This is a genomic window from Ewingella sp. CoE-038-23 (genome assembly GCF_040419245.1).
Classification (GTDB): Bacteria; Pseudomonadota; Gammaproteobacteria; order Enterobacterales; family Enterobacteriaceae; genus Ewingella; species Ewingella allii.
The window spans coordinates 1,619,805-1,645,116 of the sequence record NZ_JAZHOH010000001.1 but is presented as its reverse complement, the minus strand read 5'-3'; the positions used below and the strand labels follow the sequence as shown (position 1 = coordinate 1,645,116).

The following is a 25,312-nucleotide window of genomic DNA, read 5'->3' as shown; positions in this document are numbered from 1 at the left end:
TATTTTTTCAATACCTGAGAATTCACCATGAAAAAAAACCAGATGTTAGTTCTGGCTCTGTTCCCACTGACGCTATTAAGTGCATCCGTCAGCGCGGCCACCGACAAAGCCGAGATCGATAAAATAATCCAGCCCTTGATGCAGAAATACCATGTGCCGGGCATGACCATCGCCGTCTCTGAAAACGGCAAGCACACATTCTACAACTACGGCGTGGCCTCGAAACAGACCAAGGCCCCAATTACTAACACCACGCTGTTTGAAATTGGCTCGCTGAGCAAAACCTTTACCGCGACGCTGGCGGCCTATGCCAATAATCAGGGCAAAATAGACTTCAACGATCCGGCAAGTAAATACCTGCCGTCGCTGAAAGGTTCTGCCTTCGACCATGTCAGTCTGCTGAATCTGGCAACCCACACCTCCGGTCTGCCGCTATTCGTACCGGACGACGTGACCAATAACACCCAGTTGATGACTTACTACAAAAACTGGCAGCCAAAGCATGCGATTGGCACTTATCGGGTTTATTCCAACTTGGGTATCGGCATGCTAGGGATGATCACCGCGCAAAGCCTGAATATGAAATTCAGCGACGCGATGGAGAAGCAACTGCTCCCAGCCGTGGGCATGACCCGTACTTATGTCAACGTGCCAGAAGATCAGATGCACGACTATGCGCAAGGTTATAACAAGGCTGATAAGCCGGTTCGGGTGAATCCCGGCCCGCTGGATGCCGAGTCTTATGGCTTGAAATCCAACTCGCTGGATTTAATTCGCTTCCTTGATGCCAATATGCAAGTGAAGAAAATCGACGACTCATGGCAGAAAGCCATTAACGATACCCATACCGGCTATTTCAAAGCGAGCGAATTCACCCAAGATATGATGTGGGAAAGCTACGCCTACCCGCCAGAACTCAAGCAACTGGTGACCGGCAATGCAGCGGGGATGATTATGGAGGGTATGCCAGCCACCGCCATCACGCCGCCAAAACCGGGCACGCCTGAGAACTGGTATAACAAAACCGGCTCCACCGGCGGGTTCTCCACCTATGCGGTGTTTATCCCGTCGCGCAAAATTGCCGTCGTGATGCTGGCAAACAAATGGTTCCCGAATGATGACCGGGTCAACGCGACTTACAACATCATTCAAACACTGGAAAAATAAGCTGGACTGAGAGAGCGCGGTAAGTGCCGCGCTCATAAGATATTCTTTAGTTGGCCCCTTGCCGATTAAGGGTGGCGCTTCCCCGCCGTTTGCTTGCAAAAAAGAATAGCATCAGCAGACCTTGAATATGCATTGGCCTCTTTTTTTATCTTTATCAGCATCTTCTGAATGCACATTCACGGCGGCGGCGGCAAAGACATCATGCAAGGTGGTGATGCGCTGGACGTTGTGGCTAAAACCCATGCCCGCTTCGGCACCACCAGTCTTCTTGCAACCACCATGACCGCTACCTCACTGGCGCTGGAATCCGCATTAAAAGATATTGAGCATTATGTAAGTTCACCCAGACCGCAAAACGCCGCTCGCGTGCTGGGTGTTCATCTTGAAGGGCCGTTTATCAATTCAGGCAAGTTAGGCGCACAACCGGATGAAGCAAGGCCTGCAAGCCTGTTGGAAATCGAGCGTTTGCTGTCAATCACCAAGGTCCGGGTTATCACCCTCGCTGCTGAAATCCCTGAGAATATGGCAATGATCCCGATACTGGTGGCGCACGGCATTCGCGTTCAGCAAGGCCATACGCTTGCCAGTTATCACCAAAGTAGTGCCGCCATCCGGGCCGGTGCCAGCGGTTTCGCGCATTTATATAATGCCATGAGCGGGCTGGATCATCGATCGCCCGGCGCACTGGCGGCGGCGCTGGCACACAGCGAGTTTGCGGAAATTATCCCGGATCTGGAGCATGTACATTCAGGGGCAATTTTGGCGGCGCGGCGTAATATTCCCAAACTGTACGGCGTCACGGATTCCTGCTCCGCCGTAGGAATGCCAGAAGGTGTGTATAAGTTGGGTTCGCACTGCATTCATAAAACCGCCAGCGCCAGTGCAGCACGGCTGAAAGATGGCACTCTGGCGGCCAGTACGCTGACCATGGATCAGGCTCTGCGTAATCTGGTGAGTTTAGGGTTACCGCTGGAAGAGGCTTCTACTCGCCTGTCTGGCTACCCGGCAGATTTCCTGGGTTTACACGACCGCGGGAGAATCGAGCCGGGAGCCTGGGCTGACTACGTGATATTGGACAAACAGCTGAAGGTCCAGCAGGTGGTCATTGAAGGGAGATTGGTGGAAGTGCGATAGGCTGTTTCCCGCACGCCCCTTGCCGGACCCGCTATAACAACATCGCCAAAAATGAGCCGAATATCGCCAATAAGCTGGCAAACACGGCATGGGCACCGCGTAATAGCGCGGCGAAAATTACCATGCCAATTGACGCTATGGACACCAAAACCCGCGAAGGGTTTTCAATAATATAAGCCAAAAACACGTCCATTCCCTGTCTATCCTGAGCGTGATATTTCAAAATGTTGCAGGAGCTTAGCACGTCTTCCACTAAGTTGGTTTTGCTCTTTACAGGACATTACCTTCTGTATGCATTACCCCGAATTTTTATTAATTTTCAGTTAAATAGCTCGCCTTATCACCACACTCACCTAACTTTTCTCCCACAGCTGAAAGCTATTGTTGCTACAAAAAAAGCACAAAGTGTTATCCCATTGATTTTTAAGAGTTAAACCACAGGTTTCAATAAAAATTTAACTATCGCGCTACTTAAGCAAGAACAATTAACTTGTGCACTATTTAATTGCGAGATATAAAACTTCCCATCACCACAACATAGCGTTCACAACATCAGAGAGAAAAATAATGAAACGTAAAATCACTGCCGCCAGCACCTTAGCGTTATCCATGTTATCTGCCAGCGCCTTCGCCGCGCCGGTCCTTGAACCAACCACTCAGGCTTTTCTCGACTCCCTGGCCGGTTCTACCCCGATTTATAAAATGACACCGGCCAATGCCCGCAAAGTGCTTGAAGGCGCGCAGGCCAAGCCCGACCATCTGCTGAATATAGACATCGAAGACAAAGTGCTACCCATTGGCCCGAAAGGAAAAACCAATATCCGTGTTATTCGCCCACAGGGCTTTAGCCAGAAACTGCCGGTGATTGTCTATTTCCACGGCGCAGGTTGGGTAATGGGCGACCAAAATACCCATGACCGTCTGGTTCGCGAATTGGCAGTAGGCAGCAAAGCCACGCTAGTGTTCGTGGATTACAGCCGCTCGCCGGAAAACCACTATCCGGTCGCGATTGAAGAAGATTACGCAGTGACGAAATATATTGCCGACCACGCCGATGAGTTCAACGTCGATGCCTCGCGGCTGGCCGTGGCCGGGGATAGCGTCGGTGGCAATATGGCGGCCGTGGTCACGCTGCTGGCAAAAGAGCGCAAAACGCCGGCGATTAAGTCCCAGCTGCTGTTCTACCCGGTGACCTCAGCCAATTTCGATAACGGCTCTTACCACGAATTCGCCCAAGGGCCGTGGTTAACCCGCGATGGCATGAAGTGGTTCTGGGATCAATACGAACCTAATGTCGCCAAACGCGAAGATATCTACCATTCGCCGCTGAATGCCACGATTGAACAGCTGAAAGGCCTACCGCAGGCAATGGTGATCACTGACGAAAATGACGTGCTGCGTGATGAAGGCGAAGCCTACGCCCGCAAACTGACTCAGGCCGGAGTACGCGTCACCGCAACCCGCTACGCCGGAACCATCCACGACTTCGTGCTGCTTAACGCGCTGTCACAAACGCCAGCAACCCGCGCGGCCATCAGCGAGGCGACGACCTTCCTGAGTGAAAGCTTGAAATAAGCTGTGCCGCATCTTCCCCTCCCCTGACTCGGGGAGGGAAATCCCTTCGCGCTATGGCAGCTAAATTCCCAACACCAGTAGATCCATGGCAGCCACCACCTCATCTCTCGCACTGCTCGCATTCATCACCGGCTGATGCCGTAACTCCTGCAAGCGAATACTGGTCAGTAGATTGGTCATGATGAGGTAATACTGGCCCGAAACCTCGATGGAAGGATGTAATTGCTTGATAGCCTTGAGGTTGTTAATTGAGGTTAAAGGGATAACCACGCGCTCGTTGAGCCGTTCAAATAGCGGATTTTGGATATCCATAAAGAAGGGATACTTGCTCTTTCCCGCGCCAAGGTTTTCATAAATATCGAATTGCGCCATTACAACACGCCCCTTCCTTGTGAAAATAACCCGGCCTCTTCGGTGAAGGCATTGCATGAATCGATGGCTTGCTGATTGTCTTCCATGAACTGTTTCCTCTGCTGTTCCCTGACGGCTTCTTTCAACGCTTTATCAAAAGTCGCGGATAAATTAATGCCCAACGCTTTGGCTTGCTCCAGCAGCTCAGCGTTTAACGTGACGTTGGTTCTTCGCTTCGCCGTGGACGAATTAACTGGCATTACACACTCCTTGTACACATCAACAATGCGCACAATACTTACACACTTCAGGCGCTCATGCCAATACATCTTAACCTCCTTATTTCGCGGTGTTCTGAGTCCTATTTCCTGCGCCCAATAAAAAACGGCCCTTTCAGGCCGTTTCGTTTTACTCCATTCCTACTGATTAGCCACGCGCGGCGATGATACTTTCTGCGACGTTGCGCGGTGCCTCGGCGTAATGGTTGAACTCCATGGTGTAAGTTGCACGGCCTTGCGACATAGATCGCAGCGTAGTCGAGTAACCAAACATCTCGGAGAGCGGCACTTCGGCTTTAATAATTTTACCGCCGCCGCCCGCAATCTCTTCCATACCCTGCACCGTACCGCGACGAGAAGACAAATCGCCCATCACGCTACCGGCGTAGTCTTCCGGCGTTTCCACTTCAACGCGCATCATCGGTTCGAGGATCACCGGGCTGGCCTGACGCGCCGCCTCTTTGAAACCAAAGATAGCCGCCATCTTGAAGGCCATTTCCGAAGAATCCACCTCGTGGGAGGAACCGAAGGTCAGGGTCACTTTGACATCAACCACCGGGTATCCCGCCAAAATGCCGTTGTTCAGCGCTTCTACTACGCCTTTTTCCACCGCCGGAATAAATTCACGCGGCACCACCCCACCTTTGGTGGCATCAACAAAGGCAAAACCTTTGCCCGCTTCCTGCGGCTCGAGGGTGAATACCACGTGGCCGTACTGGCCTTTACCGCCGGACTGGCGCACAAATTTGCCGTCAACGTCAGTCACCGTTTTACGCACGGTTTCACGATAAGTCACCTGCGGCTTACCGATATTGGCTTCGACGCCAAACTCGCGTTTCATACGGTCAACGATGATCTCCAGATGTAACTCGCCCATGCCGGAAATGATCGTCTGCCCGGACTCTTCGTCAGTGCGAATACGGAACGACGGGTCCTCCGACGCCAACCTTGACAGCGCAATGCCCATTTTCTCCTGATCGGCCTTGGTTTTCGGCTCGATGGCCTGTGAAATCACCGGCTCAGGGAACTCCATGCGCACCAGAGTGATAATGTCAGATGGGTCGCACAGGGTTTCCCCGGTGGTCACATCTTTCAGGCCGACGCAGGCCGCAATATCACCCGCGCGGATCTCATCAATCTCAATACGATCGTTAGCATGCATCTGCACAATACGGCCGATTCGCTCTTTCTTGCCGCGCACCGGGTTGTAGACGCTATCGCCTTTCTTCAGCACGCCGGAATAGACGCGTACGAAGGTCAATTGCCCCACATAGGGGTCGGTCATCAGTTTGAACGCCAGCGCCGAGAACTTTTCGTTGTCGTCAGAATGGCGGAACACTTCCTGATCCTTCTCGTCGGTACCCGCGACCGGCGGGATGTCCAGCGGAGAAGGCATCAGTTCGATCACTGCGTCGAGCATGCGCTGCACGCCTTTGTTCTTAAAGGCGCTGCCGCACAGCATTGGCTGAATTTCACCGGCAATAGTGCGAATACGCAGACCTTGGGTGATTTCGTCTTCGGACAGGTCCCCTTCTTCAAGGTACTTATCCATCAACGCATCATTGGCCTCGGCCGCCGCAGAAACCATTTTTTCACGCCACTCTTCGGCCAAAGCCTGCAACTCGGCGGGGATCGGCTCATAGCGGAAGGTCATGCCCTGCGTTTCGTCATCCCACAGGATGGCGCGCATTTTGCGTAAATCGACCACGCCGACGAAGTTCTCTTCGCTGCCAATCGGGATGACAATCGGCACCGGATTGGCCTTCAGCCGGTCAACCATCATCTGGCGAACGCGGAAGAAGTTAGCGCCAGGGCGGTCCATTTTGTTCACGAACGCCAGGCGCGGCACTTTATATTTGTTGGCCTGACGCCATACGGTTTCCGACTGTGGCTGCACGCCGCCGACCGAGTCATAGACCATCACCGCGCCGTCGAGCACGCGCATTGAGCGCTCAACTTCAATGGTGAAATCGACGTGCCCTGGGGTGTCGATGATATTAATGCGGTGCGATTCAAACGAGTGATCCATCCCCTGCCAGAAACAGGTCACTGCCGCAGAAGTGATGGTGATCCCGCGTTCTTGTTCTTGCGCCATCCAGTCCGTCGTCGCACCGCCATCATGCACTTCACCCAGCTTATGATTCATGCCGGTGTAAAACAGGATGCGCTCGGTGGTGGTGGTTTTACCGGCGTCGATGTGTGCTGAGATACCAATATTGCGGTAGCGCTCAATGGGGGTTTGGCGAGCCATATAACGTCCTTACGTGATGGATGGCAAAGTTGACGCACTGCCTAGTGCAGTTTTGCGTCATTTCATTTAACGAGAGGCATAATACAACTGTACGAGTATATTCGTACAATAAATTTATTCTATTAGTGAAATCGTTGTGATGTGTGCTTTAAAGAGTGTAGCTGTATGAGCTATATTGCGCGTCCCACGCATATCGGCGTGAAAGAAAGAGGATCATTCCAATGATAGCGAACCACCCCGAGCGCGAGCAGATTCGCTTAGAGAATGTACTGACAGCACTGGGCAATCCGCTGCGTTTAGCCGTTGTACGCACGCTAGCCAAAGGCGGCGAACACCCTTGCGGAACCCTGTTGCAGGGCTTGTCGAAATCGACCCTAACCCACCACTGGCGCGTGCTGCGCGACAGCGGCGTTATCTGGCAGCGCCCGGACGGCCGCGCCAACTTGTTATCTTTGCGTCGCGAAGATCTCGACGCCCGCTTCCCCGGTTTACTCGACTCCCTGCTGAGCGCCATTGAATCCGACTCCAGCACGCTGGAAGCCACGGTGCGCCATATCTCCGAAGAACATCTTTAACTATCCACCAGCTGAGTGCGCAGCAACTCACAGAAAGTATTGATGATTGCCGATGAGCCGCTGTCTTCGCGGCGAGCCAAATAGAGTGGCGCGCTGAGCTGCGCCTGCGGCACCAGCGGCAGAAACACCATCCCCTCACCACCCAGCCGGGTGATTGACTCCGGCACGATAGACACGCCAAGCCCAGCGCCCACCAGGCTCAGGCATGAGGTCAGACGCGGTGCCTCCTGCACTATTTGCGGGCTAAACCCGGCACGGAAACAGGCGGCTAAAATGGCGTCATACAGCCCCTGTCCCGCCGGGCGTCGGTAAAGTACAAAAGGCTCGTTCGCCAAGAGCTTGAGTGAAATCGGCTCGTCGCGCGGCAGCGTTGCCAGCCGATGCCCCGCCGGGAGCGCCACCAGCATCGGCTCCTGCAACACGCGCTCCACCTTCAACTCGGGCATACCGTGAACCGGCATCCTGACGAACGCGAGGTCAATGCGCTGCGCCAGCACGCCCTGCAATAGCTCGGTGCTTCCCGCCTCCTCCAACTGGGTGCTCACCGTAGGGTAAATTTCCCGATAGCGGCGCAGCACTTCCGGCACAAAAGAGTGCAGCGCGGAAGAGCTGGTAAAGCCGACGGTAATACTTCCCTGCTTGCCCTGCGCCGCGCGCTGCATCGCCGCTTCCAGCTGGTCGGCGCGTGAAAGCAGCGCCCGCGCCTCTTGCAGCAGCACGCTTCCGGCATCGGTCGCCACCACGCCGCGCGGCTGGCGAACCAGCAGTGGAACGCCAAAATCCTGCTCCAGCCCCTGCAATAAGCGACTTAACGGCGGCTGCTGAATAAAAAGACGCTCGGCTGCGCGGGAAATACTGCCTTCTTCAACCACGGTAACAAACGCGCGGAGTTTTCGCAGATCCAATTTTGACATACCTTTTAGGTATCCTTTGTGGTCATTAAATGCATTAGACATCATGGCACGCCGCCGCGCATTATGGCAAAAAAACCAGAGCGTAAAGCACGCTGTTCAGGGAATTGCCATTATGACTCAACACTCTATAGAGACTCGTTCTCACCATGAAAGCGACCTGCACTCACCCGACTGTCGACAACTGTTTATGGGCTTTTTCATTCTCGGGCTGACCGGATTTGGCGGCGTGCTGCCAATGGCGAGACACATGCTGGTCGAGAAGCGCCGTTGGCTGAGCGCTGAGCAATTCACCGAATTGTTAGGGCTGTGCCAATTTCTGCCAGGCGGCAATATTATTAATTTATCCGTGGCGCTGGGGATGGAGTTTCGTGGGCTGCGTGGCGCGCTGTCGGCCCTGATGGGGCTGATTCTGGCGCCAACCATGTGCGTGGTGCTGCTCGGATTGGTGTATGCCCGTTATCAAAACGACGTGGTGATCGAGCATCTGTTTGCCGGGCTGGCGGCCGCGGCGGGTGGCCTGTTGCTCTCCACCGGCATCAAGATGCTGGCGCCGCTGTGGGGCAAATGGTTACAGCTAGCGCTGGTGGCGATTGGCGTTATTGCGATAGCCGGATTGCGAATGCCGATGCTCCCGGTAATGCTGGTACTGGCACCCATTAGTATTTTCATTTGTGCAAGGAGCAAAGCATGAGCGCGGTGCTGATTTCTCTCGCTTTACTCTTTACCCAGCTTTCCGTTTTGGCTTTCGGCGGCGGTAATACCATTCTGCCGGAGATGCAGCGCGAAGTGGTGCAAGTGCATCATTGGATGAGTGCTCAGGAGTTCAGCGCCCTGTTCGCCTTGGCGCAGGCGGCCCCCGGCCCGAATATGATGATAGTGCCGCTGGTTGGCTGGCAGGTGGCTGGCTGGGCGGGGCTGCTGGTGTCGTCTCTGGCGAAGTTCGGGCCCTCTTCCATCATTACGCTTATCGTAATGGGAGGCTGGAAGCGCTACAAAGACCGGCCATGGCGGAAAATCGTTCAGCGCGGACTGGTGCCGGTGACTGTCGGCTTGGTAGTCTCCAGCGGCTTGTTGATAGCCAAGGCCACGGCGCCGAATCTGAGCATGGCGGCGGTAATTGCTATCTGCACGCTGCTGGCGGTGAGCAAGCGTTTTCATCCGCTGTGGGTGCTGGCGGTGGGCGCGGTGCTGGGACTGGCGCTAGGTTAAGCCACAGTTTAAAACAAGAAACGGGCGCCGATGAGCGCCCGTTTTTATTTCTAACGTCGACTCATTAAGAGCAGAAGACGCGAGCATCACGCGGCGCGTAAATGCCAAACGTCAGCACGCGCAAGACCACATCAGGGAAGGTTTCCTGAACTTCAACACGCACGACTTTATCCGCACCGCCGCAGACTTTCGCCGCATCAATGGTCTTAGTCTGGCCGATACCGTTCAGGAAGAAGTGGTGCGTGACCTCTTTTTTAGGCTCAGAAGAGATGCCCTGATCCATATTAAACGTCTGCTGAGCACAACCGGTTAGCAGCACGGCAAAAAACGCGGTAAGTAAAACTTTTTTCATTTCATTAATCCCTTAAAAATTCCAACATTGTTGCAGGAGGGCAAAATTGCCCTTCCCAGCCCTTAACTGACCTTCAGTTTCATCCATGTGAAACTTGCCAATAAGACTCTGGTGAAAATGTGAAGTTCCGGCTTTTGCCTGTAGGGATCGTGAATGAGTTATGTAGCTTTTAAACTTACTGCTTCTAAGCCTTTTTCCGCCTGAGTTCAGATGTGAAAACGGGCGCACCAGGCGCCCGTTTAGCTAGGAAAAATTTCCTATTATGCGCAATAAACGCGCGCTTCACGTGGGGTGTAGATACCAAAGGTCACGATGCTCAGCAGAACGTTAGGGAAAGTTTCCTGAACTTCTACGCGAGAAACTTTATCTGCGCCGCCGCAGACTTTCGCCGCATCAACCATTTTATGCTGACCAATACCGCTAACGAAGAAGTGATGCGTGGTCACTTCTTTCGGCTTCGTGGCCACGCCCTGACCCAGGTTGAATGTCTGTTGTGCACAACCGGACAGCAGCACGGCAAAAGCAGCGGTAAGTAATACTTTTTTCATCAAAAATCCCTTATTAACCCTAAAAATTAAAATAGAACGACCAAGAACTGAATTCTTATCGGAAATTTAGGGCAAAGGTTTAGGGATAGGTGAGTAATTACTTAATTTATTACAAAACACGGGCCAGCAAGAAGCCATCCCAGCCTTTACTGCCGACGGTTTGCAGCGCGGTGGCACTCAAGCGCGGCTCTTCGGCAATCAGGTCGAAGAAGCTTCTAACGCCCTGCACGCGATCGTCGTCGCTGGCGGGATTAACCACTTCGCCGTCGCGCACCACGTTGTCACCGATGATCAATGTACCGGGCCGTGAGAGCTTGAGCGCCCATTGCAGGTAATGAGGATTATTCGGTTTGTCGGCGTCGATGAAAATCATATCGAACGGGCCTGAATCAATTAGCCTCGGTAAAGTGTCCAGCGCCGGGCCTTGGTGCAGTTTGATGCGCGATTGCAAACCCGCCAGTTCTATATTTTGCCGCGCCACCTGTGCATGGTGTTGGTCGGCCTCCAGCGTCACCACCTCCCCGCCCTCCGGCAAAGCGCGGGCCAGCCACACCGTGCTATATGCGCCCAATGTGCCGATCTCCAGAATGCGTTTTGCTCCGACCATTTGGGCAAACAGCGCCAGAAGTTTCCCCTGATTAGGTGCCACGTCGTGTGCGGGCAGCCCGGCTCGCGCATTATTTTGCAAAATCGCGTTCAGCGTATCGTCACTGTCCACCAATTTATCCACGATATAGCTATCAACTTGCTGCCATTTTTCACTCATTAGCTTCTCCGCACATGTTGAATCATTGCCAAAAATTTACTTAACATTTTATTAACAAGCAATATTGACTTAAGCCGTAACCGAACAAAATGCGGCCAATTCCATGATAAATATGAGGATAAAAAATAACCTCATTTTAAATTTTTATTAAAAGTTCCCTTGAAATTTAAAAACAATAATGATAACAATTATCATTAAGTTTAGCATTCACGTAAGTTATGAATAAACACCCACTTTGAGCGGGTGTTTTTGTTGTGGGAATAACTCCCCGCGAATGCCCGGCTTTTAAGCTCAGATGACACCGTCATGGGCTTTTTTTACACACACTTTTTATAACTCGATATTTCATCTCGATATCTATAGGGACTTTGAATATGTTGTTGGCCTTCCCTCTAAAACGCTCGGTGCTATTGTGCGCCGTGGCGCTGACGCTACCTGCTGCCTCGTTCGCTGAAGACACCGTTGTCGTGACCGCAGCTCCGCCACAAACTGCCGATACCCCGACTCAGGGTTACAACGCGAAAACCAGTCGTACAGCAACCAAAACCGATCAGCCGATCATCACCACCGGTCAGGCTGTGTCAGTAGTGACTCGTCAGCAGATGGACGACCAGAACGCCACCACCGTTAACGCCGCGCTGAACTATACGCCGGGCGTGTTCACCAACTTCGCCGGTGGCGCAACGCGTTACGACACCATTTCTCTGCGCGGTTTCCACGGCGGTGACGTCAACAACACCTTCCTCGACGGCCTGCGTATTCTGAGCGACGGCGGCAGCTACAACTCCATTCAGGTTGACCCTTGGTTCCTCGAGCGCATCGACGTGCTGAAAGGGCCATCTTCTGCTCTCTACGGTCAGAGCATTCCGGGCGGCATCGTGATGGAAACCTCCAAGCGCCCGCAATTCACTGAAGAAGGCCACTTCCGCCTGTCAGGCGGCACGCAAAACACCAAGGGCGGCGCGTTCGATTACACCAACGCCATTAATGATCAGTGGGCTTTCCGCCTGACCGGCATGACCCGCAGCAGCGATACTCAGTACGACCACCAGCGTGAAGAGCGTTATGCGATCTCTCCACAGCTGATGTGGCAACCGGATGAAAACACCTCCCTGTTACTGCGCGCTTATCTGCAAAAAGATCCGTCCGGTGGCTATCACGCCGCCGTGCCAGCCGACGGCAGCCTGTACGGCGATCGCCTGAGCCGTGGCTTCTTCGACGGCGAATCTTCGCTGAACCAGTTCAAACGCTGGGAGCAGATTTACAGCTACGAATTCCGCCACGCGTTTAACGACGTATGGTCTTTCCGCCAAAACACCAGCTACACCCACTCCAACACCGAGTTGGATCAGGTTTATCAGGCTGGCTGGAATGCCGATCGCACCTTGATGAATCGCTATTACAGTGGCGAAACCTCCTCCCTGGACAGCGTGGCCGTGGATAACCAGTTGGAAGCGGACTTCGCGACCGGCGAGCTGGAACATAAAGTGGTAGTTGGTTTCGACTACTCCTACTTTATGAATGACCTGAAATCTCTGGGCGCAACGGCCAGCCAATTGAACCCGTACACCGGCTACACCGGTGGTCCAAATCTGGCGTTCTACAGTGATAAAACCGGCAAAAACCGTTATGAGCAGAATGGCACTTACATTCAGGATGATATGGCGTGGAACCAGTGGCACCTGACCCTGTCCGGCCGCTATGACCGTCTGAAAACTAAAACGGCCGCCGTGGACACCATCGGCCTGACCGACGTGACCACTGAGCGTACTGACAGCCACTTCAACAGCCGCGCTTCCCTGCTTTACGCGTTTGAAAATGGCATCTCTCCATACGTCAGCTACAGTCAGGCGATGACCCCTTCTGCTCTGCCGGGTCCAAACAACACCCTGCTGAAACCGATGCAGAGTGAGCAATACGAAGCCGGTATCAAGTACCAGCCGGTCGGCACTTCCGACATGTATACCGCGGCGATTTATGATCTGACGCAGGACGACGTGGGCAACCGCGTGGTGGTCGGCAGCTACTATGAGCCAGCGGGTAAAATCCGTTCACAGGGCCTTGAGCTGGAAGCGAAGAAGCAAGTTACCGATCGCTTTAACGTGATGGCAGGTTACACCTACAACAAAGTGCGCTTTGACGATTCAACCACTAACGACGGCAACACCCCTTACGTGACGCCAAAACAGATGGCTTCTATCTGGGGCCAGTACAATACGCCGGTCGGTGTTGATCTGGGCGCGGGCGTGCGTTACATCGGCACTCAGTGGGCGGATAACGAAAACACCGTGCACATGCCGTCTGCCACGCTGGTTGATGCTTCCGTTCGTATGAACCTGGCGCAGTTCAACCCGCAGCTGAAAGGCGCGTACGTGCAGTTGAATGCTAACAACCTGTTCGACAAGAAATATGTCGCGGCCTGTTACGGCACCAGCTACTGCTATTGGGGTCAGGAGCGCACCGTGGTCGCTACCGTGGGTTACGACTTCTAATTGCTGACTTAAAAGGGAAAACCTTCACACGTTGCCCTTGAGTACAAAAAACAAAGCCCTGAATATTCAGGGCTTTTTTATTACTACGAATCAGGCCGGATCAGTGATTAATAAGCGACAGCCGGGCCATGATGCGTTTTTTGGCAGCGGCTAAGAGGGCATCCGACTTGGCAATGTCCGGCTCACAGCGCGCCAATGACAGCGTGCCCATCAGCTCGGCGCTCAGCGCCACTGCCGCCGCTTCAGGCTCCTCCACGCCAATATCTCGCAACTGACCGACTACCATGCCACGCAGCCTGCCGATACCTTGGGAGAAGGCGGTGCGGCACGGCGGCGTCATGCGCGGGGCTTCGGTCAGCAGTACCGCCACCGGGCAGCCCTGCGACGGGTTGTCCCGATGCCACGGCGATAAGTAGAAGTCGATATATCCCGCCAACTGTTCGCGCGGGGCCAGATCTTGGTTGTCTCTATCCCAGCGCGCCATGCTTTGGTCAAACATTTGGCCGATGGCGGCCTCAATCAGAGCCTCTTTCGAAGCGAAGTGAGCATAAAATCCGCCATGGGTTAACCCAGCCTGGCTCATTACTCCGGCTACGCTGACCTTTTCCGGACCATTAATGCGAATTGCCTTAGCCGCCTCTTTGAGGATCTGCTCGCGAATTTTCGCCTTATGTTCACTTTCGTAACGCATGATTAACTCCCTGATTGGTGAGACCTCTCGCCCCGCTAGTCTACCGCAGCGCGCCGTGACATTCACTCATGCAGGCTAACCTTGGCATCAACGGACAAGCCCGGTCGCAGCGCAGCCAGCCCCTGCTGATCACTATCGAGATGAATGCGCACCGGCACGCGCTGAACGATTTTGGTGAAGTTCCCCGTGCCCGGCTCAAATGGCAACAGCGCGAAGGTGGAACCCGACCCCGGCGCCAGACTGTCCACCACGCCGTGTAATTTCACATCGGGCAGCGCATCGACGCTAACGGATACTTTCTGCCCCGGCTGAATATGCGCGGTTTGCGTCTCTTTAAAGTTCGCCACCACGTACAGATCATTGAGCGGCACCAGCGTCATCAGGCGCTGTCCCGGCGTCACGTAGTCACCAATTTGCACCTGTCGGTTGCCGACCACGCCGTCAATCGCCGCCGTGATGGTGGTATGGCGCTGATCCTGCTGGGCTAAATCTAATGCCGCCTGCGCCTTCTGCAACGCGGCCTGCGCCAGTGCCAGCGATGCCTGGATCTCAGCACGCTGGGCATGAGTCACCTGCGCCTGATTCTGCGCCACGTCCAGCATCGCGCTGGCATGGGCGGCATTCTGCTCGGCGGTCACGGCGGTGGTTTTGAAGCGTTCGGCGTCATTGCGTGAAGTCGCGCCGCTGTTGACCAGCGACTGATAACGCCGCTGCTCGTCTTGAGCGTGTTGCTGCTCGGCGAGGGAAGAACGGATGGCGGTGCGCGCGGCCTGAATTTGCGTTTGCGCCAGCTGCTCCTGCGCCTGCTGGCTGACCAGCGCGGCCTGTTGGGCCTCAACCTGCGCCCTGGCATCGGCCACGTCACCCTCCGCCGCCGCGACGCGCGCGTTGAACTCTTCACTGTCGATCACCACCAGCGGCTGCCCCGCCTTCACCCACTGGTTATGTTTCACCAGCACGTTGGAGATAAAGCCTTTGACCCTCGGCGCGACGGTGGTGGCGTCAGCACTGACGTAAGCGTCGTCGGTTGATTCTGACGACGGCGCGGCCAGTAGCCACGCAGCACCGCCCAATGCCACCGCCAGCGCAATACCGCTCACCACCCAAATGCGCGGCGAACGGCGCGATTTCTCTTTCCCCTGAATGTCCGACGCCCCGTTAACTGTTGCTTCACTCATTTTTCTTCTCACTCATTGCATGATGGTGATCATATTAATATGATGCGCATCATATAAACAAGTTCAAAAAGGTGTTTGATATGTCAGAAGCGACCGCTCCCTCTTCTGCCGCCCCGGCGATCGCCCCCAGCGACCTGCCCACTGCGCGCAAATTTTTAATCTTCAGCGTCATGGCTTTCGGCATGTTTTTGGCTCTGATCGACATTCAGATCGTCGCCGCCTCGCTCAATGACGTGCAGGCCGGACTCTCCGCCGGCCCGGATGAAATCAGCTGGGTGCAGACCTCTTACCTGATTGCCGAACTGGTAATGATCCCCTTCTCGGCCTTTTTGACTCAGGCGCTCTCCACTCGCTGGCTCTTTAGCGCCTCGGCGGCGCTGTTTACCCTCAGCAGCATTGGCTGCGGGCTGGCGTGGAATATCGAGTCGATGATCTTCTTCCGCGCGCTGCAAGGCTTTACCGGGGGGGCGATGGTGCCGACGGTGTTCTCTACCGGCTTTGCGCTGTTCAAAGGCAAGCAGCAGGCGCTGATCCCGGCGATTTTGGGCATGGTCAGCGTGCTGGCCCCGACTCTCGGCCCGACCGTCGGCGGCGTAGTCACCGAATGGCTCGACTGGCGCTGGATATTCTTCATCAATATTGTGCCGGGGGTGCTGGTGGCCATTGGCGCGGTGATGTTCATTCATGTCGACCAAGCCGATTTCCCGATGCTCAAACGCATCGACTGGGTGCATCTGTTCTCAATGGCAATTGCGCTGGGCTGTCTGGAGTACGTGCTGGAAGAGGGGCCGCGCCAGAACTGGTTTAGCGACCCGGACATTCAGATCTCAGCCTGGTTTTCACTGGTGGCGTTTGTGCTGTTTTTGGAGCGTTCTTTCTATTCGAAAAACCCGATTGTGCGCCTGACGCCCTTCCGCGACCCGACCTTTACCTTTGCCTGCGTATTTAATCTGGTGATTGGTTTTGGGTTATACGCCTCGACCTACCTGACGCCAGTTTTTCTTGGACGCATTCGTGATTTCAACAGCTTACAGATTGGTACCACCGTGTTTGTGGTGGGGATTGGGCAGTTCTTCAGCACCATTTTGGCCGCCAGACTGATTGGCAAAGTGGATCGCCGTATTCTGATCACCGCCGGGCTGTTGGGGTTCTCCACCAGTATGTGGCTGACTACCCAAGTCACGCCACAATGGGGTGCAGACCAGTTCTTATGGCCGCAAATCATTCGCGGACTGTTTATCATGCTGTGCATTGTGCCAAGTGTGAATATGGCGCTCACCGCCTTTCAGGGACCGGAGCTGCGCTACGCGTCGGGCTTATTCAATCTGATGCGCAATCTTGGCGGCGCTATTGGTATCGCCACGGTGAACACCTGGTTGCAGGACTGGACTCGCGAACACACCGCGCACTTTGGCGACGTATTAGGCCGTTACGGGCAAGAGGCGCAGACGGTGATCGGCGGCCTGGCGACGCGCATTGGGCAACTGACGCCGGATTCGGCTCATGCCTTGCTGATGGCGAAAAACCTGTTTGGCATCAAGGTCGCCAATGAAGCCTTCACGCTGGCTTTCAATGATGTCTTTATGCTGATGGCGTGGATGTTTTTGGCGGCTTTATTGATGGTGCCGTTTTGTCGGAAATAACGGTTTAGTGTCATGAAATGTAAAACGTCTGTGATCCTACTTCCAAAAAATGCGATTGTTTAGGGAACTTTTCCGACATCCTGTAAAAGCTTTGGCCTGTTTGAAATAAATCCTTATAATTGGCGGCCCAGAAATGTGATTGGTTACACATAAAGATTCTCGTTCAGGTCAAGTGTGTACCTACAATAGTCATCCGGTAGTTTCTGTTAACACCGGGGGAACACTTCGACAACAACTGCCTGTGTGGCATTAAGAACCAACGACAAATATGAAAATGAGCATTCGCGCTATCCTTACTATGGTTTTGGCAGTTGCTGCGTACAGCCAGTCAGCTTCGGCCGTGGTGTACCCTCTTCCTGCCAATGGCGGGCGGTTAGTCGGGGAAAACATCACCGTTACCGTTCCAGAAAACAGCAAATTACCTCTTGAGAGTTTTGCCGCACAGTATCAAATGGGCCTGAGCAACATGCTCGAAGCCAACCCGGGCGTGGACCCGTTCCTGCCTACGCCGGGCACCGTGTTGACTATTCCTCAGCAGCTGATCCTGCCAGATACCCCGCATGAAGGTATCGTAGTAAACAGTGCTGAAATGCGTCTTTACTACTATCCGAAGGGCAGCAACACCGTGGTGGTATTGCCAATCGGTATCGGTGAATTAGGCAAAGATACCCCACTGAACTGGACAACCACCATCCAGCGTAAGAAAGCCGGTCCAACCTGGACACCAACGGCGAAAATGCACGAAGAGTACGCGTCTCGCGGCGAATATCTGCCAGCCGTATTCCCAGCAGGTCCGGACAACCCAATGGGTCTGTACGCGCTGTACGTTGGCCGCCTGTATGCGATTCACGGGACTAATGCCAACTTTGGTATCGGCCTGCGCGTGAGCCACGGCTGTGTTCGTCTGCGCGATGCTGACATCAAATGGCTGTTCGACAATGTGCCGCAGGACACTCGCGTTCAGTTCATCAATGAGCCGTTGAAAGCCACTGTTGAACCAAACGGTAAGCGTTACATTGAGATCCACAACCCGCTGTCTGCTAACCAGGAAGAGTTTGACTCGCAAGAGCCACTGCCTGTTTCTCTGACTGGCAAAGTGGGCGCCGTTGCCATGGACCCAAGCGTTAACCAGAACATCGTACAACGCGCTATCGAGCTGCGTTCCGGTATGCCAACTCAGGTTAACTAAGTCTGATTGCAGACTGACTTGAAGCCCCTCCATGAGGGGCTTTTTTATTTTCCTCGCTAAAAATCCTTCATGTCATAAAAGCGTCACGCCGCTGATTTATGCTCCCGTGTAACAAAGTACGACAAAATGTATCTCTTGTTTTCTGGTCTTCATTACACGGAGTTTTGTTATGCACCTGCCTCTCTCTTTTGTTGCTCGTTCTGTGGTTACCGCCCTGCTTCTGACTTCTGCCAGCAGCGCGATTGCCGATGACGCCCTAACCTCCCGCGCCGCCAAAGGCGACATCACCGAACAAGGCGGCGCGCGCCGTTTGACCGGCGATCAGACCGAAGCCCTGAAAGCGTCATTGACCAATAAGACGGTAAAAAACGTCATCCTGCTGATTGGCGATGGTATGGGCGATTCAGAAATCACCTCGGCGCGTAACTATGCCGAAGGCGCGGGCGGCTACTTTAAGGGCATCGATGCCCTGCCGTTAACGGGCCAATACACTCACTACTCTTTGGATAAGAAAAGCCATAAGCCGGACTACGTGACTGACTCGGCGGCCTCTGCCACGGCATGGTCTAGCGGCGTGAAAACCTATAACGGCGCGCTGGGTGTGGATGTCAACGGCAAAGACCACGTCACCATTCTGGAACTGGCGAAAGCCGCGGGTAAAGCCACCGGCAACGTCTCCACAGCCGAATTGCAAGATGCGACGCCTGCCGCGCAGATCTCTCACGTGACCTCCCGTAAGTGCTACGGCCCGGAAGAAACCAGTGAGAAATGCCCGACCAATGCGCTGGAAAACGGCGGCAAAGGTTCAATCACCGAGCAGTTGATCAAAGCACGGGCTGACGTGACCCTGGGCGGCGGCGCGAAATCATTCAATCAGTTAGCCAAAAGCGGTGATTTCGCGGGGAAATCCCTGAAGGATCAGGCGACCGCACAGGGCTATCAGTGGGTGGAAAACGCCGATGAACTGACAAAAATCACCCTCGCCGACCAGCAAAAACCGCTGCTAGGCCTGTTCTCGCCGGGCAATATGCCCGTGCGCTGGAATGGTCCGAAAGCCAGCTATCACGGCAATATCGACAAGCCGGCCGTCACCTGCGAAGCCAATCCACAGCGCACCAGCGACATTCCAACGCTTGCCGCAATGACCGAGAAAGCCATCGATCTGCTGAAAACGCAGGAGAAAGGCTTCTTCCTGCAAGTTGAAGGGGCGTCCATCGATAAACAAGACCACGCGGCAAACCCGTGCGGCCAGTTTGGCGAAACCGTTGATTTGGACGAAGCCGTGCAGAAAGCGCTGGAATTTGCTCGTAAAGACGGCAATACGCTGGTTATTGTGACCGCCGACCACGCGCACTCCAGCCAGATTGTGGAGAAAGATGCCAAAGCGCCGGGGCTGACGCAGACCCTGACCACCAAAGACGGTGCGCCAATGACCATCAGCTACGGCAACTCGGAAGAGGATTCGCAAGGCCATACCGGCACTCAGCTGCGCGTCGCGGCCTACGGCCCGTTTGCGGCCAACGTGGTGGGACTGACGGATCAAACTGACCTGTTCTTCACCATGAAAGAGGCCATGGCGATTAAATAAGTCATCATGCCGCAAGATGTAAATCAGTCATTTAATCAATAAGCAAAAGGCCGGAAAGTGCAGACTTTCCGGCCTTTTTTTTCAACCTGAATCACTCGTAAGTAATGGTGAAATTAGCGACAGCGTTAGCATCCCCCGGGGTGATTTTGTCCCCAATCTGCATATAAGCAGCCGTTAACGGGATACTTTACGTTCCGGTCATCTGCCTGCATTTCTCTGCATAACAATCCCAATTGACGTTTTTAAGATCCCCTCCAGCCCCTTTCGTCTCCGCTGCCAATACCCTCATTTTAAATTAAGAAGTCATTTTCATCATAGTCCCTTAGTCGTTAACATTCGCTTCCTGACGAAGTTAATTTATTTATTAAAATAATTAATGCATCGTGCAACTCTTCAATGCGAGAATATTCTTACCTTTTCTGCTAAAATTCATCACTACCTAAAAGCAAAGTAATATTGAAGTCATACTAAAAACCATGCCGTCATGATACTAGCATTCACTAAATCTATAATATATTTTATCTATGCAGTTTCATTTTTTCTAGATACTATTTTTATTAATTAGCATATTAACAGTAAAACCATCCCACTATTTCAAAAGGAATTTGAAACTATTAACAAAGTAACAATTAAAAATTAAAGTGTTGCCCTCTATCTTATTGAGCTTTATTTTCTTAGTATTTTTGGCGCAATACAAAAATCATTCATGCACCAACTGATTGTAACTTAAATCATTTGTAGCATTTATATATAACAAAGTTTATTTACATTTACGGGGAGGTAATTGTGAACCCTGACATACAAAAAGATGATTTTAAGAAAGATGACTTAAAGAGGGATAAAAGCTTTGACTACAACCTTCTTACCACTTTTCACGCGATCTACTCGCAGAAAAGCGTCACTAAAGCCTCAGTATTGTTGAATATCAGCCCTTCTGCTGTCAGCCAGTCATTAAATAAGTTGCGCGGTTACTTTTCAGACCCCCTCTTTGTCCGTGAAGGGAGTAACCTTTCAGCAACCGTCACGGCGGTGAATCTGTTTTCGGCCACACAGGAAAGTTTTGAGACATTAACCAGAAATGTCTCGGTTTATATGAACTCCACGGCGCGAAATAGATTAATTGTTAGCTGCCCGCCTTATATCTCAATGCGCGTACTTCCCGTATTGATGGAATTGGTCAAAGAAATCATGCCCAATACCAAAGTGGTTCATGCCGATAATGGCAGTTCGGTCATGCTCTCAAGCGAAGCATTGCAATATCGTAAAGCAGACTTAGTCTTTGACTGCGACCCTCATTACAGTTCTTCTTCTGTCACCTACCCTATTTTAAATGAACAACTAACATTTATTTGCCGCAAAGAACATCCAAGATTACGTCATTCAATCAACAAAGAGCAGGCGGCATTAGAGCAATTTTCTATTTTTGAATCGGACGGCCCGGCGATCAAACTTGCTCAGCAAAGTATCAATGAAAATATTGGCGAAAGAGTCTTTTCTTTCCGCAGCAGTTCACTCTTTTCAATTCTATCCGTCGTTGAAAACTCGGACACCATTGCTATTGTGCCAACCTGGCTTTTCATAAAAGTCGAACATGCGTTTAATATAAAAAGCTTGAGCACTGAATTTCCTTTATCGCCCATCAGTATCTATATGGTGCACAATAAAACCTCATTGCAAAATAAAGCTTTAGGTATCATCGTGGAAAAAATCAATCATCATTTTAGCGCGTAGCCTTGAAGTATGAAGAATCTCGTTTGGCAGACCTCCCCCTCTTTTAGACGACTATTCTATTGAGTTTTGAATTTTTACTTAGATAACTAAATGAAACGCCCCTTTCTCACTTGGTATCAACTAAGTGATTAGAGTATAGTTCTTGCGCTGCGGCAAAATCCGCAGCCGGGATTTGCACCCTGAATATCACAACGTTGACGTATATATAATATTTATACGTCAGCCTTTGCACACCTATTGCTTATTACTCGTTCACGTAATAAATAATGTCTCTATGGTGGCTCAGGCGGGGCAGCCTTCGGGCTGGCCGGTGATCCGTTGTGGCCGGTAGTGCAAACTCCGTCTGGGCTATCACCCAAGGGATTTGCACCTCTTAGGGTGTTAGTAATCATCACTTTGCAACGGATCATGCGAAATGACGACCAATAAAAAAACTCAAGATATCGCTCCACCTCGCAATACATCTCAGGTAACAGCGGGTTCCCATCGTTTTCAGAATTGGCATCCGGCAGATATCATTGCCGAGCTGCACAAACGAGGGACTACTCTGGCTGCCCTATCCCGCCAATCCGGCCTCTGCTCTTCAACCCTGTCAAACGCGCTTTGCCGCCGCTGGCCTCGGGGAGAGATGCTGATCGCCAATGCGCTGGGTATGACGCCAGCTGAAATTTGGCCAACGCGCTATTTCCACCCCGATGGCACGCTGATTGTCAAAAATCGGAAAAAAGCCAAATAACCTGAGCTAACCCAAGCGATGAAGGCAGGAGCTTCGGCTTCTAACTTGACGTCATCGCTTTTTCACGCAGTGAGTTTTGATTTTCACGCCAACGCGTAAATCTGAACTGTTATAGCTCTATTTCACTTTTCTGTTACTGTTATATCTCACCCGCCCTGTGGTTAAATCCCCTCCTCGCTAAGCTTTACTGTTGTACCGCCCCTTTCACTGAAACCTCATTTGCAAATGTTGTTGCGCCAAAATGGCTTATGACGCCTAAGCTGAAAGGGTTACCACGCAAAAAAGAGGTTGTTATGCTTGGTCTAGACGCGCTAGAACTGGCCCGTATCCAGTTTGCTTTCACCGTATCGTTTCATATCATTTTCCCCGCTATCACCATCGGTCTGGCCAGCTTCTTGGCCGTGCTCGAAGGGCTGTGGCTCAAAACTAAGAAAGAGGAATATCGCGACCTGTATCACTTCTGGTCGAAAATTTTCGCCGTGAATTTTGGCATGGGCGTGGTGTCCGGGCTGGTCATGGCGTACCAATTTGGCACCAACTGGAGCTTCTTCTCCTCCTTCGCGGGCAGCATCACCGGCCCGTTATTGACCTACGAAGTGCTCACCGCCTTTTTCCTCGAGGCTGGCTTCCTCGGCGTGATGCTGTTCGGCTGGAACCGCGTTGGCCCCGGCCTGCACTTCTTTGCGACCTGCATGGTGGCGCTCGGCACCCTGATGTCCACCTTCTGGATCCTGGCATCCAACAGTTGGATGCAGACGCCGCAGGGCTTTGAAATCGTCAACAATCAGGTGGTACCGGTGGATTGGCTGAAAGTCATTTTCAACCCCTCCTTCCCGTACCGGCTGCTGCACATGACCACCGCCGCCTTCCTCTCCTCCGCCTTCTTTGTCGGCGCCTCTGCGGCCTGGCACCTGCTGCGCGGGCGCGATACCCCGGCGATGCGCACCATGTTGTCGATGGCGATGTGGATGGCCCTGATCGTGGCACCGATTCAAGCTTTCCTCGGCGATGCCCACGGCCTGAACACCCTCAAGTATCAGCCCGCGAAAATTGCCGCGATTGAAGGCCATTGGGAGAATAAAGACAGCAAGCCGTCGCCGCTGGTGCTGATTGGCTATCCCGACATGAACCGCGAAGAGACGCGCTACGCCATTGAGATCCCGTGGCTCGGCAGTCTGATTCTGACCCACAGTCTGGATAAGCAGATCCCGGCGCTCAAATCCTTCGCCAAAGAGGACCGGCCAAATTCCAGCATCATCTTCTTCTCCTTCCGCATCATGGTTGGGCTAGGCCTGCTGATGATTTTGGCGGGCGTCTGGAGCCTGTGGCTGCGCAAGCGCGGCACCTTGTATAGCTCGCGCGCCTTCCTGCGCTTTGCTTTGTGGATGGGGCCTTCCGGCCTGTTGGCGCTGCTTGCCGGTTGGTTCACGACGGAAATTGGCCGCCAGCCTTGGGTGGTGTATGGCCTGCTGCGCACCAAAGATGCGGTATCCGGCCACGGCGCAATGCAGATGAGCATCAGCCTGCTGCTGTTTATTCTGATTTATTGCTCGGTGTTTGGGGTGGGCTACGCCTACATGATGCGCCTGATCCGCAAAGGTCCTGTGGCTCATGAAGGTGCTGAAACCACCCACGGCGGGCCAGGCCAGCATCGCACTCCGGCAAGGCCGCTGTCTGCTGCACAGGAATCTAACGACGACCAGAATAAGGGTAACCACCATGGGTATTGATCTTCCGCTAATCTGGTTTTTAATCATCGTCTTTGGCGTGATGATGTACGTGGTCATGGACGGATTTGATCTCGGTATCGGCATCCTCTTCCCGCTGGTTAAGGCGGAGCATGAACGCGACGTAATGATGAACACCGTCGCGCCGGTGTGGGACGGCAATGAGACCTGGCTGGTGCTTGGCGGCGCGGCGCTGTTTGGTGCCTTCCCGCTGGCCTACGCCGTGATCTTGGACGCACTGGCTATTCCGCTAACCTTGATGCTGTTTGGCCTGATTTTTCGCGGCGTGGCCTTTGAGTTTCGTTTCAAAGCCACGGCGGAGAAGCGCCATATCTGGGACAAAGCCTTTATCTGGGGTTCGCTGTTCGCCACCTTCAGTCAGGGCGTAGTGCTCGGGGCGGTGATTAACGGCATTCCGGTGGTGAATCGCGCCTACGCGGGCGGCCCGCTGGACTGGCTTTCCCCCTTTACGCTGTTCTGCGGTGTGGGTCTCGTGGTGGCTTACGCCCTGCTCGGCTGTACCTGGCTGATTATGAAAACCGAAGGCCCGTTGCAGGAAAACATGCAGCGCCGCGCAAAACCTCTGCTATTAGTGTTCCTGCTGGTGACCGCCATTATTAGTCTTTGGACGCCCCTCGCCCACAGCGCGATTGCCGACCGATGGTTCACCATGCCGAATATCCTCTGGTTCTTGCCAGTGCCGGTGCTAGTGGTGCTGGTCTCCATCTGGATGCTGCGCGCGGTAAACCGTAAGTCGCACCATGCGCCTTTCTTGCTGACGTTGGCGCTGATTTTCCTTGGCTACAGTGGCTTAGGCATCAGTATTTGGCCGAACATCATACCGCCCTCCATCACCTTCTGGCAGGCCGCCGCCCCGCCGCAAAGCCTTGGCTTTATGCTGGTTGGCGCGCTGGTGATCATCCCGATAATTTTGGTTTACACCTTCTGGAGCTACTACGTGTTCCGCGGCAAAGTCACCCCGGATCAGGGTTATCATTGAGGTGAAATATGAAGAAACTGATCAGAGAAATGGATGATGAGAAGGTTATCCGTCAGCCTTGGTGGAAGCGCGTAGGCTGGCTGGCAATTATCTGGCTAGGCAGCGTGTTAGCCCTGTTTGCCGTGGCGTCGGTGTTTAGGTTGCTGATGACAGCGGCGGGGATGAGGAGTCATTAGTCGCATTTGCTCCTTCTCCTCTCAGAGGAGAAGGAGCTAAC

The 25,312-nt window shown here is 53.2% G+C and carries 24 protein-coding genes; 15 read left to right on the top strand and 9 right to left on the bottom strand.

Going from position 1 to position 25,312, the window contains the following annotated elements; all coding sequences use genetic code 11:
- Positions 1–27: 27 nt before the first annotated feature.
- The 3 genes from ampC (at position 28) to V2154_RS07710 (ending at position 3,876) form a co-directional block, all read left to right on the top strand.
- Positions 28–1,167: a class C beta-lactamase gene (gene ampC, locus V2154_RS07720; protein ID WP_353501727.1), complete on the top strand. Its 1,140-nt coding sequence runs from the start codon at positions 28–30 to the stop codon at positions 1,165–1,167.
- A 168-nt stretch (positions 1,168–1,335) separates the two neighbouring features.
- Positions 1,336–2,301 carry an N-acetylglucosamine-6-phosphate deacetylase gene (locus V2154_RS07715; protein ID WP_353501726.1) on the top strand — a complete coding sequence of 322 codons (966 nt, stop codon included), beginning with the start codon at positions 1,336–1,338 and terminating at the stop codon, positions 2,299–2,301.
- Between the two features lie 567 nt (positions 2,302–2,868).
- Positions 2,869–3,876, top strand: coding sequence for an alpha/beta hydrolase (locus V2154_RS07710; protein WP_353501725.1), 1,008 nt, complete (start codon positions 2,869–2,871; stop codon positions 3,874–3,876).
- 60 nt (positions 3,877–3,936) lie between these two features.
- Here V2154_RS07710 and V2154_RS07705 read toward each other — a convergent pair whose 3' ends face one another.
- The 3 genes from V2154_RS07705 to fusA form a co-directional block, all read right to left on the bottom strand.
- On the bottom strand, positions 3,937–4,248 hold the full coding sequence (locus tag V2154_RS07705; RefSeq protein WP_353501724.1) for a CcdB family protein: 312 nt from the start codon (positions 4,246–4,248) through the stop codon (positions 3,937–3,939).
- Positions 4,248–4,556 (bottom strand): type II toxin-antitoxin system CcdA family antitoxin, encoded by a 309-nt coding sequence (locus tag V2154_RS07700; RefSeq protein ID WP_353501723.1) that lies wholly within the window; start codon positions 4,554–4,556, stop codon positions 4,248–4,250. Before V2154_RS07700 ends, V2154_RS07705 begins: the two co-directional genes overlap by 1 nt.
- A 97-nt stretch (positions 4,557–4,653) precedes the next feature.
- On the bottom strand, positions 4,654–6,756 hold the full coding sequence (gene fusA, locus V2154_RS07695) for an elongation factor G (RefSeq protein ID WP_353501722.1): 2,103 nt from the start codon (positions 6,754–6,756) through the stop codon (positions 4,654–4,656).
- Between the two features lie 221 nt (positions 6,757–6,977).
- Here fusA and V2154_RS07690 point away from each other — a divergent pair, with 221 nt between their 5' ends.
- Positions 6,978–7,331, top strand: a complete 354-nt coding sequence (locus V2154_RS07690) for an ArsR/SmtB family transcription factor (RefSeq protein WP_034789596.1) — start codon at positions 6,978–6,980, stop codon at positions 7,329–7,331.
- Here V2154_RS07690 and V2154_RS07685 read toward each other — a convergent pair.
- Positions 7,328–8,245 carry a LysR family transcriptional regulator gene (locus V2154_RS07685; RefSeq protein WP_353501721.1) on the bottom strand — a complete coding sequence of 306 codons (918 nt, stop codon included), beginning with the start codon at positions 8,243–8,245 and terminating at the stop codon, positions 7,328–7,330. The genes V2154_RS07690 and V2154_RS07685 overlap by 4 nt on opposite strands.
- A gap of 112 nt (positions 8,246–8,357) precedes the next feature.
- On the opposite strand from V2154_RS07685, the gene V2154_RS07680 reads away from it, so the two are divergent.
- Together V2154_RS07680 and V2154_RS07675 are read left to right on the top strand one after the other, a co-directional pair.
- Positions 8,358–8,936: a chromate transporter gene (locus V2154_RS07680; protein WP_353501720.1), complete on the top strand. Its 579-nt coding sequence runs from the start codon at positions 8,358–8,360 to the stop codon at positions 8,934–8,936.
- Positions 8,933–9,454, top strand: a complete 522-nt coding sequence (locus V2154_RS07675) for a chromate transporter (RefSeq protein WP_353501719.1) — start codon at positions 8,933–8,935, stop codon at positions 9,452–9,454. Before V2154_RS07680 ends, V2154_RS07675 begins: the two co-directional genes overlap by 4 nt.
- 64 nt (positions 9,455–9,518) lie before the next feature.
- On the opposite strand, the gene V2154_RS07670 is transcribed toward V2154_RS07675, so the two are convergent.
- The 3 genes from V2154_RS07670 to V2154_RS07660 all read right to left on the bottom strand — a co-directional run bounded on the left by V2154_RS07670 (position 9,519) and on the right by V2154_RS07660 (position 11,120).
- On the bottom strand, positions 9,519–9,806 hold the full coding sequence (locus V2154_RS07670) for a Bor family protein (protein ID WP_185688001.1): 288 nt from the start codon (positions 9,804–9,806) through the stop codon (positions 9,519–9,521).
- A gap of 260 nt (positions 9,807–10,066) precedes the next feature.
- On the bottom strand, positions 10,067–10,354 hold the full coding sequence (locus V2154_RS07665) for a Bor family protein (RefSeq protein ID WP_034789579.1): 288 nt from the start codon (positions 10,352–10,354) through the stop codon (positions 10,067–10,069).
- A 109-nt stretch (positions 10,355–10,463) separates the two neighbouring features.
- Positions 10,464–11,120, bottom strand: a complete 657-nt coding sequence (locus V2154_RS07660; RefSeq protein ID WP_353501718.1) for an O-methyltransferase — start codon at positions 11,118–11,120, stop codon at positions 10,464–10,466.
- A gap of 374 nt (positions 11,121–11,494) precedes the next feature.
- Between V2154_RS07660 and V2154_RS07655 the strand changes: the two genes are divergently transcribed.
- A complete protein-coding gene (locus V2154_RS07655) occupies positions 11,495–13,612 on the top strand; it encodes a TonB-dependent siderophore receptor (protein ID WP_353501717.1) in 2,118 nt (705 codons plus the stop codon).
- A 100-nt stretch (positions 13,613–13,712) separates the two neighbouring features.
- Here the strand turns inward: V2154_RS07655 and V2154_RS07650 are convergent, their stop codons facing one another.
- Positions 13,713–14,303 (bottom strand): TetR/AcrR family transcriptional regulator, encoded by a 591-nt coding sequence (locus tag V2154_RS07650; protein WP_353501716.1) that lies wholly within the window; start codon positions 14,301–14,303, stop codon positions 13,713–13,715.
- 62 nt (positions 14,304–14,365) lie between these two features.
- Positions 14,366–15,481, bottom strand: coding sequence for an HlyD family secretion protein (locus tag V2154_RS07645; protein ID WP_353501715.1), 1,116 nt, complete (start codon positions 15,479–15,481; stop codon positions 14,366–14,368).
- An 80-nt stretch (positions 15,482–15,561) separates the two neighbouring features.
- On the opposite strand from V2154_RS07645, the gene V2154_RS07640 reads away from it, so the two are divergent.
- From V2154_RS07640 to V2154_RS07605, 8 genes are all read left to right on the top strand, one after another.
- On the top strand, positions 15,562–17,124 hold the full coding sequence (locus tag V2154_RS07640; protein ID WP_353501714.1) for a DHA2 family efflux MFS transporter permease subunit: 1,563 nt from the start codon (positions 15,562–15,564) through the stop codon (positions 17,122–17,124).
- 268 nt (positions 17,125–17,392) lie between these two features.
- Entirely contained in the window at positions 17,393–18,313 is a 921-nt protein-coding gene (locus V2154_RS07635) for a L,D-transpeptidase family protein (RefSeq protein WP_353501713.1), read from the top strand.
- Between the two features lie 169 nt (positions 18,314–18,482).
- Entirely contained in the window at positions 18,483–19,901 is a 1,419-nt protein-coding gene (phoA, locus tag V2154_RS07630; protein WP_353501712.1) for an alkaline phosphatase, read from the top strand.
- Between the two features lie 786 nt (positions 19,902–20,687).
- On the top strand, positions 20,688–21,632 hold the full coding sequence (locus tag V2154_RS07625) for a LysR substrate-binding domain-containing protein (RefSeq protein ID WP_353501711.1): 945 nt from the start codon (positions 20,688–20,690) through the stop codon (positions 21,630–21,632).
- 415 nt (positions 21,633–22,047) lie between these two features.
- The gene (locus V2154_RS07620; protein WP_353501710.1) at positions 22,048–22,368 is read left to right on the top strand and encodes a helix-turn-helix domain-containing protein; all 321 of its coding nucleotides are present in this window, start codon (positions 22,048–22,050) and stop codon (positions 22,366–22,368) included.
- Positions 22,369–22,661: 293 nt separating this feature from the next.
- Entirely contained in the window at positions 22,662–24,098 is a 1,437-nt protein-coding gene (locus V2154_RS07615) for a cytochrome ubiquinol oxidase subunit I (protein WP_353501709.1), read from the top strand.
- A complete protein-coding gene (gene cydB, locus V2154_RS07610; protein WP_353501708.1) occupies positions 24,088–25,095 on the top strand; it encodes a cytochrome d ubiquinol oxidase subunit II in 1,008 nt (335 codons plus the stop codon). Before V2154_RS07615 ends, cydB begins: the two co-directional genes overlap by 11 nt.
- Positions 25,096–25,103: 8 nt before the next feature.
- Complete coding sequence (locus V2154_RS07605) at positions 25,104–25,271, top strand: DUF2474 domain-containing protein (protein WP_236942643.1); 168 nt, start codon at positions 25,104–25,106, stop codon at positions 25,269–25,271.
- Positions 25,272–25,312: the final 41 nt, after the last annotated feature.